Genomic DNA, 12,645 nt, shown 5'->3' on the forward strand with positions numbered 1-12,645 from the left:
CCGACAGATGGGCGAGCGGTGGTGCAAGGTTAATTGCCGCAGCCCCATTGGATACCATTGAAAACGTTCCGCTATCATTGGCCGGTTGTGCAAAGCCGGCGGCAATCTCGGTTCTCTTGGTGGCTTCATCTACCAGGCGTTCAATCCACTTTCGCCATATCAGTACATGTGCGGCCGGTACTGGACCTGAGCTTGTTTGGATTGTGAGAGAGGGTATTCCAGTGCTGGCTGCGTCGAAGTAGTCGGCGAGTGAGCCAAAGGTAATAGGGATCGAGCGATCAGCTCGGCCTCCAGTTACCACGCTGGCGTGTAGAGTCTGAATTGGCTGATCTGAAGGGGAGCATGTAGCAATGGTGGCTGCTAGTTCTGACGCAAGTAAGCGAGGGTTAAGGTGATGACCTGAAGCCCAGCCACCATAGATCCTATCGAGGCGCACACGCCCGAAAGGTTCTAACTGCTCGTCTTCGCCGGTTCCCGCCATCTACCAAGCTCATCTAAGTCCGCTGTATGAATATCCAGCGATGGCCAGTATGTTAACAGCAATTCCCAGCACCTACCGAGCAATACCCTGTGGATAAGTATCAAGCAGTGCGTTTAATCGCAACCACCGTCGTACCGCCGCGCGCGGCATCAACAGAATCCGCCCACGCTTGCATCATTTCACTGCGTTGTGCCACGTATGCGGCATGGTTGTACGTGCCCCGAATCTCGTCGGTGTCGCCGTGGGCAAGCTGACGCTCAATCCAATCCTTGTTGTACCCGCGCCCGTTCAACTCGGTACTCAGCAAATGGCGGAACCCGTGCCCGGTCTGTCGACCCTCGTACCCCATCTGGCGCAGTGCCTTGTTTACGGTGTTCTCGCTCATCGGCCTTTCGGGGTTGGCGCCAGCAAACACCAGCGAATAACGTCCGGTCACTTCGTAGAGTTGTCGCAAGATAACGACAGCTTGGCGGGGGAGCGGTACTACATGGGGGCGACGGGCTTTCATGCGAGCAGCCGGGATCGTCCATAGCGCAGCGTCCAAATCGAACTCCGACCACGGCGCTTGGCGAAGCTCACCAGGGCGCACAGCGGTCAGCACTAAAAGGTTGATGGCCTGCCGGGTCAGAATATTAATTTTGGCGACGTCGGCTTTCGCCAGTAGCTCGGGTAATTCCTTGAACGTAACGTGCGGATGGTGGCGGGCGGCTTTGGCCTGAGCTGCCACGACGCTGAGGTCCGTGGCCGGGTTCACGTCTATGACGCCCTTGGCCAGTCCGTACCGAAATATCTGATGAAGCCATTGTCGGATTTTGCCAGCGGCGTTCAGCGTGCCCCTCGCCTCGACCTTGCGCACTAAATCCACCAGATCGGGGCGAGTGATCGACTTCACCGGACGGCTACCGATGACGGGGATCAAATCATTTTCAAGGTAAAGGTTCGCTTTGTAGGTGGTGCTTTCAGCCCAGCGAGGGGAGTTGTAGGCAAACCACTCCAGCGCCAACTCCTTGAAAGTTACCCCCTCGACAGCTTGTGCTTGCTTGGTGGATTTTTTGTGTTGGCTTGGGTCGATGCCATCAACAATCAATTGACGCGCCTCGTCTCGAAGCTGGCGAGCCCTTGCGAGTGTGATTGCAGGGTAGGAGCCGAGCGCTAACATCTTTGCACTTCCGCTGAAGCGATAGCGGTACCGCCACAGCTTTGAGCCGTTCTGCGTGACTTCCAAGCAAAGACCGTTGGTGTCGCTAAGCCGATATAGCTTCTCTTTTGGCTTAGCGGTACGGATGGTGGTGTCTGAAAGTGGCAAAGCAGCCTCCTGAAGGCCGCACCAGGCGGGTTTTCGCCGCGTGGTGTGAGTAGATTTCTAGACCGAACTGAATCTACTCACGAATCTACTCACAATCGTCCGGGCTTACAAGGGAACGCTTGGGAACGCTAGACAACAAAAAGCCCGCACGGGGCGGGCTTCTTGTTTGCTTTCAGGTGTTGTTGGAACCACCTGAAAACGAAAGGTGGTGCCCAGAGACGGAATCGAACCGCCGACACGGGGATTTTCAATCCCCTGCTCTACCGACTGAGCTATCTGGGCAACGGGGCGCATTAGACTTGTTTTTCAGGGGGTCGTCAAGCGTGTTTTTAAAAATATTCAGTTATTACCGTCGCTTACGACCCACAGTGCCTGCAAAGGGTTATTTCTCGGGGGCGACGTAGCCTTCTGCCTGGGCGTATTCCTCGCCAGACAGGAACTTGTCCATTTCTACCTGGAGGAATTTGCGGTCCTCGACGTTCATCATGTTCAGGCGACGTTCGTTGATCAGCAGGGTCTGGTGTTTCTGCCAGTCAGCCCAGGCTTTTTGTGAAACGTGGTTGAAGATGTCTTCGCCTTTGGCGCCAGGGTATGGGGCGCGGTCCAGGCCAGGTAATTCTTCTTTGTACTTGCGGCACATCACGGTGCGGGTCATGACAACTCTCCTGCATTCAATACGTCGGCTGCGCGTTTCAGCAGCTTCTTCACCGGGGCTGCCAGGCCCAGGCGCGGCGGGGTGGCGAGGTTATACCAGAGCCAGTCGGCCTCGGCCACGTGGTTGGCCGACTCTTCGACCTGCACCAGCCAAGGTTCGATGGACAACTGGAAATGGCTGAAGGTGTGGATCAAGCCCGGCAGTTCGTGGTGTTTACCCAGTTCCAACGCGTGCTGGTTGGCCAGATGTTCCAGGTCGCTGAACTGATCCAGCTCCGGCAAGCTCCACAATCCGCCCCAGAGCCCCGTAGACGGACGTCGGTAAAGCAGAATGGCGCCATCACGGTTGGCGAGCATCGGCATCAGCGTGCGCTTCTGTGGCACGGTTTTACGCGGTTTGGGTATCGGGTAGCGAATCTCCAAACCGAGCAAGTGCGCTTCGCAGCCTTTTTCCAGCGGACACAGCAGGCAACTGGGTTTGCTGCGGGTGCACAGGGTCGCCCCCAGATCCATCATTGCTTGGGTGTAATTGTTGACGCGGGTGTGGGGCGTGAAGCGCTCAGCGTTAGCCCAGAGCTGTTTGGCCACTTTAGGTTCGCCGGGGTAGCCCTCTTGAGCGGTATAGCGCGCCAGCACGCGTTTGACGTTGCCGTCGAGGATAGGTGCGCGCAGGCCCATGCTTAAACTGGCGATGGCGCCGGCGGTGGACAAACCAATGCCGGGCAGCTCGATGAGTTTTTCGACATCACGGGGAAACTCGCCACCGTATTCGGCTACCACAATCTTTGCGCTCTTCTGCAAGTTGCGCGCGCGGGTGTAATAACCAAGCCCGGTCCACAGGTGCAGCACTTCATCTTCCGGAGCTTCAGCCAGCGCTTGCACCGTTGGCAGCGCCTCCATGAACCGATCGAAGTAGTTCAGAACGGTGCTGACTTGAGTTTGCTGCAGCATGATCTCCGACACCCACACCCGGTATGGCGTGATGCCCTGCTGCCAAGGCAGATCATGCCGGCCGTGGCGGTCGTACCATTCCAGTACAGCCGTTGAAAATTGCTCAGCTTTCATCGTTTGAACAGACCTTTGAGCGCGTCCTTGAGCTGTGGATTGATTTTGTCGCCAAGCTTTTCTTCGATTTTATCGCCTGCCAGTTTGGCTGCGACTTGCCCTAGCCCTTCGTTGTCGACACGACAGGCTTTGGCGCCCAGCTCCAGCGGGCCACGGCAGCGCACTGGGAATTCGATATTGGCGAAGCGCTCGTTGACCTGGCAGGCCGGGTCCGGCATATCGCTCTTGTCGCCCTCGACGATGATGCCAATGCGGTAATCCATGCCCAGCACGCGCAGGTCGATGTCACCGTTGCCGTTGACGGTCAATCCGGGGATTTGCACTTTCAGGTCAGGGTTGTTGGCGACGCCATTGCGCACAACCAAATTGCCGTTGAGTTGCTGGAAGGGCGTGTCCTTGCCGTGGGGTTCGCCGCTTAAGGTTTTGCGGTTGAGCTTGGCGATGCCTTGGCAAAGTTGTTGTTCAAGGTTGGCGTTGACCAGCACGCCATTGTTCAGCATGAAGCTGGCGGTGCCGTTGAGGCCGTCGATCAGGGCTTTCTCGCTGTTGCCTTTGCTGGTCATCTCGCTATGGGAGGTCAGCAGCCCTCGGACCGGCGACGGATCCTGGCCGCGAACAAGGCGTTCCACCGGGATTTTGTTAACCCGTGTTTGCACGCTTACCAGCGGCACATCAGGGCGAACATCCAGCGTGCCTTTGACCTCAAAATCACCATTGTTGATAGTGCCGCGCAGGCTCTCCAGTGTGATTTGCCCACCGATGCCTTGGGTTTTGAGCGCGGCGTTCTGGATTGGCAACTTGTCGACGGTCAGTTGACCAAAGCTGAGGTCGGCTTGAGCGTCGAGTTTGCGCAGGCGCTCCAGCGGAAACAGTCGCTCGTTACTCCACGCGAGTTGGGTCGGAGAGTTGGGCAGTGGGGTGGAGCCGCCAGCAGTGGCGAAAGCCTGGTTTTCGGTACCGGTTACCTCAGACTTGCGTGCGGCGCCTGCGCTCTTGGCAACTTCACTCTTGGCTGGGCGATAACGATCAGCATCAAAAGTATCGGCCTTGAGCTGGACGCGAAGGGCTTGTTTGGCAAAGTCATCGACGGCAATACGTCCACTGAACGTACTGTCGTCCACTTTCATGTTGAGGTCTTCGACGGCAAGGCTATTGGGGTTACCAGTGAGACGACCCACCAGTTCCACCTTGTTCAAACTGCCGTCCGCCATATCGGGCAGGGTCTGGCCGATGCCTTCGAGAAAGTCCCGCAAGCTGAACTGGGCGATGGACAGGCCGCCGCTGAGCTGGGGTGTCTTGTCCAGGTCTCGCAGATGCAATTCGCCGAGCGCGCGCAATTGGTTGGCCGAAAACTTCAGGCCGTTCCAGTCTGCGACGTTGGCTGCCATGTCGACTAACAACTGGCCCTGCGCGGCGTAGGTCACCGTCTTGCCGTCCAGTGGGTCGCCAGAGGCTTCGCCGGACAAACGCATGTCTTCGAATTGATAGCGTTTGAGTGCGCGGTCGAAGCGCAACTGCCCGACCAATTCGGTTTTAGCGCGCATCACCGGCTGATTGGTGCTGAAAAACGAGGTGAGTTTTATCGGGATGTTGGTCGCTTCATGCACGGCCCCGGTGCTCAACTGAATGCTCTCGGCGGTAAATTGCCGACCACTCTTGGCATCGCTGTAATCAATGCGGGCGTTGTTTATGGTCAAGCTGTCAATATCGAGCTTGAGCGGTTGTGAGGACTTTTCCGGAGTTGCGGGCTGGGGTTTGACTGGATCGACCGCCGCATTTTCAGCCGCCGCCTCTGGAGTGATCGGCGCTGGGCGTCCGATGTCTTCCCAGTTGCCGTGGCCGTTTTCGTCACGGTTTAGCGTCAGGTTAAGGCCTTCAACGCGCACATCGCTCATCTGAACTTCGCGGCGCAACAGCGGCAGCACGCGAACCGACAGTCCGAGCATTTGCAGGTCGGCGAACGGTTTGGTCGGGGCCGTCAGAGTGGCGACGCTAGCGTCGTGCAACTCAAGGCCAAGCCAGGGGAACAGGCTCCAGCCAATGTCGCCTTTTAGGGTCAGCTCCAGGTGGGCCTTGTCACGGGCCAATTGGCGAATCTCGTCTTTGTAGTCGTTGGGATCAAAAAAATGGGTCAGGGCAAAGCCAAGAGCCACGATGATCAGCAACAACCCGAGAATAACCAGACCCAGGATTTTGCCGAACGCTTTCATGGGCGAGTCCTTGTGGTTGATACATTCAAAATTTAGCCCGCGAGTATAGCGTTACGGATCGCAAGCGTGCCGCGGACGCTTTATTTTTGCTGTCACATTCCTTCAGTCTTGAACCTGCTGTGGATCGAGAGTCAGATGGAATTTTGCCGCCAATGCTTGGGCCTCAAGATGTCCGACCGGCGCTAGCAGGTGCAGTTCACAGCCCGCAAGGTGCGCCATTTTTTGCGCCTCGATCAGCAAGCGTTCAGCCACTCCACGGTGGCGGGTGAGTTTCCTGACACACAGCTGCGATAAGTGCCAAATCGTCCCCTGACGTTGAACGCGTGCGGCACCCAGCAGCCGATCATTGAAGCGCGCAGCTAACAACGTGCCTTCACTCAGGCCGGACTCGATCAGTGCCTGGCCATCGCGAAACGGTGCCAATAGCCATTCCGGGGCGTCTCGGTAAATTTTCAACAGGTCTTCCTGATCCTGATAGGTGGCTGAGTGTATCGACTCGACAACGATGGGCATTACGTTTCCTCGATTTCTAGTCTGTGAGCGTAGTGGTAACTAAACAATTGTGACAAAAAAATGTGATGTCATATTGCTTTCTATGTTGTTGCTGAATGTTAACCTCTGCGCTTCAGCAGGTCCTGCTGTGTCTTTTTGTCACGTCATCAGAATTGCTGCCGATAAAAACAACTAATGCCTCTAAGCATGGAAGGTTAATGGCGAATTAGATGAACACCTTGCGGGTGTAACATCCATTTGAGGGGAATAATAATGAATCAAAGTGCCACGCTGAGCGGTTCTGCCGTGCAGCCTGCGTTCTTATCTAAAGAGCGCATTATTGCAAAGCCCGGTTTTAACCGTTGGCTGGTTCCACCTGCTGCTTTGGCCATCCACCTATGCATCGGCATGGCGTATGGCTTCTCCGTTTTTTGGCTGCCGCTGTCTAAAGCCGTCGGTATTTCAGCGGCAGTTGCCTGCGCGCCGGGTACAAGCTTTTTGACACAGGTTTTTTCATCTAACTGCGATTGGCCCATTTCGATGTTGGGCTGGATCTTTACCTTGTTCTTTATCTTCCTGGGCTGTTCTGCGGCCATTTGGGGTGGATGGTTGGAGCATGCCGGCCCGCGCAAGGCCGGTGTTGTGTCGGCATTGTGCTGGTGCGGCGGGCTGGTGATCTCCGCGTTGGGTATTTATACCCATCAGATATGGCTGATGTGGCTGGGTTCTGGCGTGATCGGCGGTATCGGTCTGGGTTTGGGTTACATCTCCCCGGTGTCGACGTTGATCAAGTGGTTTCCGGACAAGCGCGGCATGGCTACTGGCATGGCGATCATGGGGTTCGGTGGCGGTGCAATGGTCGGCGCACCATTGGCTGCGGCCTTGATGAATCATTTCGCTTCGTCAACCGGTGTGGGCGTTTGGCAGAGCTTCCTGGCGATGGCGGCGATCTACTTCGTGTTCATGATCGGCGGTGCTTTGTCCTATCGCGTTCCACCAACCGGCTGGAAACCTGAAGGCTGGACCGCTCCAGCGAAAAAAGCCAACAACGCAATGATCACTCACCGACACGTGCATGTAAGTGTGGCGTGGAAAACACCACAGTTTGTTCTGGTGTGGCTGGTTCTGTGCCTGAACGTGTCTGCCGGTATCGGTATTCTCGGCATGGCGTCGCCGTTGTTGCAGGAAGTATTCGCTGGCAAGTTGCTGGGCAACGGTTTGGCGTTCGGTCAGCTGGACGCAGGTCAGTTGGCACAGATCGCAGCCATTGCTGCGGGTTTCACCGGCCTGTTGAGCTTGTTCAACATCGGCGGGCGTTTCTTCTGGGCGACGTTCTCGGACTATATCGGTCGTAAAGCGACGTACTTCGTGTTCTTCGTGCTGGGCTTCATCCTCTATGCGTCGGTGCCGGCGTTGGGGCATTCCGGCAGCGTTGCACTGTTCGTGGCGGCGTTCTGCGTAATTCTGTCGATGTACGGCGGTGGTTTTGCAACTGTTCCGGCTTACTTGGCAGACTTGTTCGGTACGCAAATGGTCGGCGCGATTCACGGGCGGTTGTTGACGGCTTGGGCTGCTGCGGGCGTGCTGGGGCCGGTATTGGTCAACTACTTGCGTGAATATCAACTAAGCATCGGTGTTGCACGTGCCGACGCTTACGACATTACGCTGTATATCCTTGCGGGTTTGTTGATCTTAGGCTTTATCTGCAACCTGCTGGTTCGTCCGGTTGCCGACAAAAACTTCATGACTGACGCTGAGTTGGCTGTAGAGCAATCTTACGGTCACGACGTGGGGGCTGATCACACCACCGTGTTGGAGTGGAAAGCATCTGCTGCCAGCAAACCAATGGTCGTCGCAGCCTGGTTGGCTGTCGGTATTCCACTGGCGTGGGGTGTTTGGATCACCTTGCAGAAAACAGCGGTGTTGTTTCACTAAGTAGATAGCGGTAAATTTGCTTTATGCGGCGCTGGTACTGACCCACTGTGGGAGCGAATTTATTCGCGAATATGGTGGGTCAGCCACCAAAGATGTTGGATATGTTGGCCTCTTCGCGAATGAATTCGCTCCCACAGGATGCGCGGTGTATCTGATTACTTCATGCCAGCCTGTTCTAGGCCTATAATGCTCGCCTTTTTCGCCCAATGATTTGCGGAGTTGGTGATGGCCGAACGTAAGGCGTCCGTCGAGCGCGACACTCTGGAAACCCAGATCAAAGCCTCGATTAACCTGGATGGCACCGGAAAGGCCCGATTTGATATCGGTGTTCCTTTTCTTGAGCACATGCTCGATCAGATCGCCCGACACGGGCTGATCGACCTGGATATCGAATGCAAAGGCGACTTGGCTATCGACGACCACCACACGGTGGAAGACGTCGGTATTACCTTGGGCCAGGCATTTAGCAAAGCGATTGGCGACAAAAAAGGCATTCGTCGTTACGGCCACGCTTACGTGCCGCTTGATGAAGCGCTGTCGCGTGTGGTCATCGACTTCTCTGGCCGCCCTGGCCTGCAGATGCATGTGCCCTATACCCGCGCTACCGTGGGCGGCTTTGACGTGGACTTGTTCCAGGAGTTTTTCCAAGGCTTCGTCAACCACGCCAACGTCACGTTGCACATCGACAACCTGCGTGGAACCAACACCCACCACCAGATCGAAACCGTGTTCAAAGCTTTTGGCCGCGCCCTGCGCATGGCGACAGAGCTGGACGACCGTATGGCCGGGCAAATGCCGTCGACTAAAGGCGTGCTCTGATGCAGACGGTCGCGGTTATCGATTACGGCATGGGCAACCTGCACTCTGTCGCTAAGGCGCTGGAACACGTCGGCGCCGGTAAGGTGTTGATCACCAGCGACGCCACTGTGATTCGCGAAGCTGACCGTGTGGTGTTTCCCGGCGTCGGCGCTATTCGCGATTGCATGGCTGAAATCCGTCGCCTGGGCTTCGACGAGCTGGTGCGCGAAGTCAGCCAGGACCGTCCGTTTCTCGGCATCTGCGTGGGCATGCAAGCTTTGCTTGAGCGCAGTGAAGAGAGCGGCGGCGTCGATTGCATCGGTGTATTTCCGGGTCAGGTACGCTTCTTCGGCAAGGATCTGCACGACGATGGCGAGCACCTCAAGGTGCCGCACATGGGCTGGAATGAAGTCAAGCAAACCGTCGATCACCCGCTGTGGCACAACATTCCGGACTTGGCGCGATTCTATTTCGTGCACAGCTACTACATCGAGGCCGCCAATAAGCGGCAAGTGGTGGGCGGCGGTCATTACGGTTTGGATTTCGCTGCCGCTTTGGCGGAAGGCTCGCGCTTTGCCGTGCAGTTCCACCCGGAGAAGAGCCATACCCATGGCCTGCAATTGTTGCAGAACTTCGCCGCATGGGACGGTCGCTGGTAATGGCCAAGAAGGACAAGCCGCCGATCTTGACCCTCACGCCTGAACAGGAGAGTGAGGCGAACCAAAAGATCAAGCGTTTCATGGAGGACCGCTTCGAACTGGACCTTGGTTCATTCGAGGCGGCCGAAATCCTTGAATTGTTTACCCGCGAAATTGCTCCGCACTATTACAACCGAGCGATTTTCGATGTGCAGACGCACCTCAAAGAGAGGTTCGAAAGCATCGAAAGCGATCTGTGGGCGCTTGAGAAGAACTAAAGGCAGCGGCAAGCTTCAAGCTGCAAGAACAGATTGGTAGACGCGCATGTCTTGCAGCTTATGGCTTGCAGCTTGCAGCTCTTTTGACGAAGGAAAAACGCATGCTCATTATTCCCGCTATCGACCTTAAAGACGGCGCCTGTGTGCGTTTGCGCCAGGGCCGTATGGAAGATTCCACAGTGTTCTCCGATGACCCGGTGAGCATGGCCGCCAAATGGGTAGACGGCGGTTGCCGTCGTCTGCACCTGGTCGATCTGAACGGCGCGTTCGAAGGCCAGCCAGTTAATGGCGACGTGGTGACGGCAATTGCCAAGCGCTATCCGCAACTGCCGATCCAGATTGGCGGCGGTATTCGCTCGCTGGAAACCATCGAGCATTACGTCAAAGCAGGCGTTAGCTACGTGATCATCGGCACCAAAGCAGTGAAAGACCCTGCGTTTGTGGCTGAAGCCTGTCGTGCGTTTCCTGGCAAAATCATCGTGGGTCTGGATGCCAAAGACGGCTTCGTCGCCACCGACGGTTGGGCTGAAATCAGCACCATTCAGGTGATCGATCTGGCCAAGCGTTTCGAGGCTGATGGTGTGTCGGCAATCGTTTATACCGACATCGCCAAAGACGGCATGATGCAGGGCTGCAACGTTCCGTTCACCGCTGCATTGGCGGCCGCGACGCGGATTCCAGTGATCGCATCCGGCGGCATTCACAACCTGGGCGACATCAAATCCCTGTTGGACGCCAAAGCACCGGGCATTATTGGCGCAATTACAGGCCGCGCGATTTATGAAGGGACGCTTGACGTGGCAGAAGCTCAGGCTTTCTGTGATAGCTACGCGACCAGCTACAAGTCATAAGCTGCAAGCTGCAAGTTAGAAGCATGAGCGTATCCGCCCTTACTTGCAGCTTCAGGCTTGCAGCTTGCCACTCTTAATCGGAGATTAAGCCCATGGCCCTGGCCAAACGCATCATCCCTTGCCTCGACGTTGATAACGGTCGCGTGGTCAAAGGCGTCAAGTTCGAGAACATCCGCGATGCCGGTGATCCGGTGGAAATTGCTCGTCGTTACGATGAGCAGGGCGCGGACGAAATTACCTTTCTTGATATCACCGCCAGTGTCGATGGCCGTGATACCACGCTGCACACTGTCGAGCGCATGGCCAGCCAGGTGTTTATCCCGCTGACTGTGGGCGGTGGCGTGCGTACGGTGCAAGACATCCGCAACCTGCTTAATGCTGGCGCCGATAAGGTGTCGATCAATACTGCAGCAGTGTTTAACCCCGACTTTGTTGGCGAAGCCGCCGCTCGTTTTGGTTCACAGTGCATCGTGGTGGCCATTGATGCCAAGCGTGTTTCCTTGCCGGGTGAGACGCCGCGCTGGGAAATTTTCACCCATGGTGGGCGCAAACCCACCGGGCTGGACGCGGTGCTGTGGGCCAAGAAGATGGAAGAGCTGGGTGCCGGTGAGATTTTGCTGACCAGCATGGACCAGGACGGCATGAAAAATGGCTTCGATCTGGGCGTAACCAGGGCCATCAGTGATGCGTTGGGTATCCCGGTGATCGCGTCAGGCGGTGTCGGTAACCTGGAGCATTTGGCCGCCGGAGTACTGGAAGGCCATGCCAGCGCCGTATTGGCGGCGAGCATTTTTCACTTCGGTGAATACACCGTTCCGGAAGCAAAGGCTTACATGGCCAGTCGCGGTATCGTCATGCGTTAAATAACCACTGATGGCCACTAGACATCAATGTCTCGGGGGCTCAGTCTGAGGCTGTCAAGGACGGGGGTTAATGCATGTTTAAACGTGTTTTGCTTGCACTCATGAGTGTTGGGTTTTTGCTGGCCGGGGTTGCCCATGCGGCGGAGACCGAGAGTGAGACACCTGCGGCAGTGGCGGCGTCAGCTGACTCGCCACCCGCCTATTCGGTGGTGTTGCTGACGGAAAATTTTCCGCCTTACAACATGGCGGTCGACGGCAAGAACTTCGCTCCTGACAAGAAAATTGCCGGTATCGCGGCTGAGATACTGCGCGAAACCTTCAAGCGCGCTGGGATCGGCTACAGCATGACCCTGCGTTTCCCTTGGAACCGTATCTACAAACTGGCGATGGACACACCTGGCTACGGGGTTTTCTCCACGGCACGTTCGCCTGACCGCGAAAAGCTCTTCAAATGGGTCGGCCCCATTGGCCCGGACGACTGGATTATGTTGGCCCGCGCCGACAGCACTATTGAGCTGAGCAGCTTGGAGCAAGCCAGGAAATATAAAATTGGCGCGTACAAAGGTGATCGCATCGCCGAGCAGTTGGCCGCCGACGGGCTAAACCCGGTGTTGGTACTGCGTGATCAGGATAATGCGAGAAAGCTTGCTGATGGCCAGATTGATCTCTGGGCGACAGGCGATCCTTCGGGTCGTTATCTGGCCCGTCAGGAGGGCGTTAGCGGCCTCAAAACCGTATTGCGCTTCAACAGCGACCAGCTATTCCTGGCCTTGAACAAAGACATACCGGATGAAGTTGTCGCCAAACTACAGAAAGCCCTGGAAGACATGCGCGCCGAAGGCAAAGTAGACGAAATCATGGGGCGGTATTTGTAGCTGCTGTATTTCTATAGGCAGACCGCATCGCCTGCTTCCCGAATGAATTCGGTCCCACAGGGTTTCGCATTTTTCTGTGGGAGATTCTATGGTGGTGATCAAGCCATAATCGCGCTTTTAGTGTGATATTCGCTCTGATTTTTCATCAGGGAGAATGCCACTCGAGCGAGTTTTCGGGCGAGCATGACCAGTACTTGAG

13 protein-coding genes, 1 tRNA gene and 1 pseudogene are annotated in these 12,645 nt (G+C 56.2%); 7 read left to right on the plus strand and 8 right to left on the minus strand.

Features of this window, described 5'->3' with window-relative positions; all coding sequences use genetic code 11:
• From M0974_RS16010 to M0974_RS16040, 7 genes are all read right to left on the minus strand, one after another.
• The coding region (locus tag M0974_RS16010; protein ID WP_297838616.1) for a hypothetical protein at nucleotides 1-481 on the minus strand (481 nt) is incomplete at its 3' end.
• A 100-nt stretch (nucleotides 482-581) separates the two neighbouring features.
• Nucleotides 582-1,787, minus strand: coding sequence for an integrase arm-type DNA-binding domain-containing protein (locus M0974_RS16015; RefSeq protein ID WP_297838619.1), 1,206 nt, complete (start codon nucleotides 1,785-1,787; stop codon nucleotides 582-584).
• A 206-nt stretch (nucleotides 1,788-1,993) separates the two neighbouring features.
• Nucleotides 1,994-2,069 (minus strand) — tRNA-Phe (locus M0974_RS16020).
• 100 nt (nucleotides 2,070-2,169) lie between these two features.
• The gene (locus tag M0974_RS16025; protein WP_297838622.1) at nucleotides 2,170-2,442 is read right to left on the minus strand and encodes an oxidative damage protection protein; all 273 of its coding nucleotides are present in this window, start codon (nucleotides 2,440-2,442) and stop codon (nucleotides 2,170-2,172) included.
• Nucleotides 2,439-3,506, minus strand: coding sequence for an A/G-specific adenine glycosylase (gene mutY, locus M0974_RS16030; protein WP_297838624.1), 1,068 nt, complete (start codon nucleotides 3,504-3,506; stop codon nucleotides 2,439-2,441). Before mutY ends, M0974_RS16025 begins: the two co-directional genes overlap by 4 nt.
• The gene (locus M0974_RS16035; RefSeq protein ID WP_297838627.1) at nucleotides 3,503-5,716 is read right to left on the minus strand and encodes an AsmA family protein; all 2,214 of its coding nucleotides are present in this window, start codon (nucleotides 5,714-5,716) and stop codon (nucleotides 3,503-3,505) included. Before M0974_RS16035 ends, mutY begins: the two co-directional genes overlap by 4 nt.
• 102 nt (nucleotides 5,717-5,818) lie before the next feature.
• Nucleotides 5,819-6,229, minus strand: coding sequence for an acetyl-CoA sensor PanZ family protein (locus M0974_RS16040; RefSeq protein WP_297838630.1), 411 nt, complete (start codon nucleotides 6,227-6,229; stop codon nucleotides 5,819-5,821).
• Between the two features lie 252 nt (nucleotides 6,230-6,481).
• Between M0974_RS16040 and M0974_RS16045 the strand changes: the two genes are divergently transcribed.
• The 7 genes from M0974_RS16045 (at nucleotide 6,482) to M0974_RS16075 (ending at nucleotide 12,446) form a co-directional block, all read left to right on the plus strand.
• Nucleotides 6,482-8,143: an OFA family MFS transporter gene (locus M0974_RS16045; protein ID WP_297838633.1), complete on the plus strand. Its 1,662-nt coding sequence runs from the start codon at nucleotides 6,482-6,484 to the stop codon at nucleotides 8,141-8,143.
• A gap of 225 nt (nucleotides 8,144-8,368) precedes the next feature.
• A complete protein-coding gene (hisB, locus tag M0974_RS16050) occupies nucleotides 8,369-8,962 on the plus strand; it encodes an imidazoleglycerol-phosphate dehydratase HisB (protein ID WP_297838635.1) in 594 nt (197 codons plus the stop codon).
• The gene (gene hisH / locus M0974_RS16055) at nucleotides 8,962-9,600 is read left to right on the plus strand and encodes an imidazole glycerol phosphate synthase subunit HisH (RefSeq protein WP_297838638.1); all 639 of its coding nucleotides are present in this window, start codon (nucleotides 8,962-8,964) and stop codon (nucleotides 9,598-9,600) included. Before hisB ends, hisH begins: the two co-directional genes overlap by 1 nt.
• On the plus strand, nucleotides 9,600-9,857 hold the full coding sequence (locus M0974_RS16060) for a DUF2164 domain-containing protein (protein ID WP_297838647.1): 258 nt from the start codon (nucleotides 9,600-9,602) through the stop codon (nucleotides 9,855-9,857). The genes hisH and M0974_RS16060 overlap by 1 nt, the downstream gene beginning before the upstream one ends.
• Nucleotides 9,858-9,958: 101 nt before the next feature.
• Nucleotides 9,959-10,708 (plus strand): 1-(5-phosphoribosyl)-5-[(5-phosphoribosylamino)methylideneamino]imidazole-4-carboxamide isomerase, encoded by a 750-nt coding sequence (gene hisA, locus M0974_RS16065; RefSeq protein ID WP_297838641.1) that lies wholly within the window; start codon nucleotides 9,959-9,961, stop codon nucleotides 10,706-10,708.
• 92 nt (nucleotides 10,709-10,800) lie between these two features.
• Nucleotides 10,801-11,571, plus strand: coding sequence for an imidazole glycerol phosphate synthase subunit HisF (gene hisF, locus M0974_RS16070; RefSeq protein ID WP_297838643.1), 771 nt, complete (start codon nucleotides 10,801-10,803; stop codon nucleotides 11,569-11,571).
• A 74-nt stretch (nucleotides 11,572-11,645) separates the two neighbouring features.
• Nucleotides 11,646-12,446, plus strand: a complete 801-nt coding sequence (locus M0974_RS16075; RefSeq protein WP_297838646.1) for an ABC transporter substrate-binding protein — start codon at nucleotides 11,646-11,648, stop codon at nucleotides 12,444-12,446.
• A gap of 98 nt (nucleotides 12,447-12,544) precedes the next feature.
• Here M0974_RS16075 and M0974_RS16080 read toward each other — a convergent pair.
• Nucleotides 12,545-12,645, minus strand: a pseudogene (locus M0974_RS16080) (IS110 family transposase); the annotation flags it as partial.

This window comes from Pseudomonas sp. (assembly GCF_026224925.1).
Classification (GTDB): Bacteria; Pseudomonadota; Gammaproteobacteria; order Pseudomonadales; family Pseudomonadaceae; genus Aquipseudomonas.

What these genes read in the sequence shown, in the direction of transcription:
- M0974_RS16025 (WP_297838622.1), bottom strand. Translation starts at nt 2,442, where the DNA reads ATGACCCGCACCGTGATGTGCCGCAAGTACAAAGAAGAATTACCTGGC.
- mutY (WP_297838624.1), bottom strand. Translation starts at nt 3,506, where the DNA reads ATGAAAGCTGAGCAATTTTCAACGGCTGTACTGGAATGGTACGACCGC.
- M0974_RS16035 (WP_297838627.1), bottom strand. Translation starts at nt 5,716, where the DNA reads ATGAAAGCGTTCGGCAAAATCCTGGGTCTGGTTATTCTCGGGTTGTTG.
- M0974_RS16040 (WP_297838630.1), bottom strand. Translation starts at nt 6,229, where the DNA reads ATGCCCATCGTTGTCGAGTCGATACACTCAGCCACCTATCAGGATCAG.
- M0974_RS16045 (WP_297838633.1), top strand. Translation starts at nt 6,482, where the DNA reads ATGAATCAAAGTGCCACGCTGAGCGGTTCTGCCGTGCAGCCTGCGTTC.
- hisB (WP_297838635.1), top strand. Translation starts at nt 8,369, where the DNA reads ATGGCCGAACGTAAGGCGTCCGTCGAGCGCGACACTCTGGAAACCCAG.
- hisH (WP_297838638.1), top strand. Translation starts at nt 8,962, where the DNA reads ATGCAGACGGTCGCGGTTATCGATTACGGCATGGGCAACCTGCACTCT.
- M0974_RS16060 (WP_297838647.1), top strand. Translation starts at nt 9,600, where the DNA reads ATGGCCAAGAAGGACAAGCCGCCGATCTTGACCCTCACGCCTGAACAG.
- hisA (WP_297838641.1), top strand. Translation starts at nt 9,959, where the DNA reads ATGCTCATTATTCCCGCTATCGACCTTAAAGACGGCGCCTGTGTGCGT.
- hisF (WP_297838643.1), top strand. Translation starts at nt 10,801, where the DNA reads ATGGCCCTGGCCAAACGCATCATCCCTTGCCTCGACGTTGATAACGGT.
- M0974_RS16075 (WP_297838646.1), top strand. Translation starts at nt 11,646, where the DNA reads ATGTTTAAACGTGTTTTGCTTGCACTCATGAGTGTTGGGTTTTTGCTG.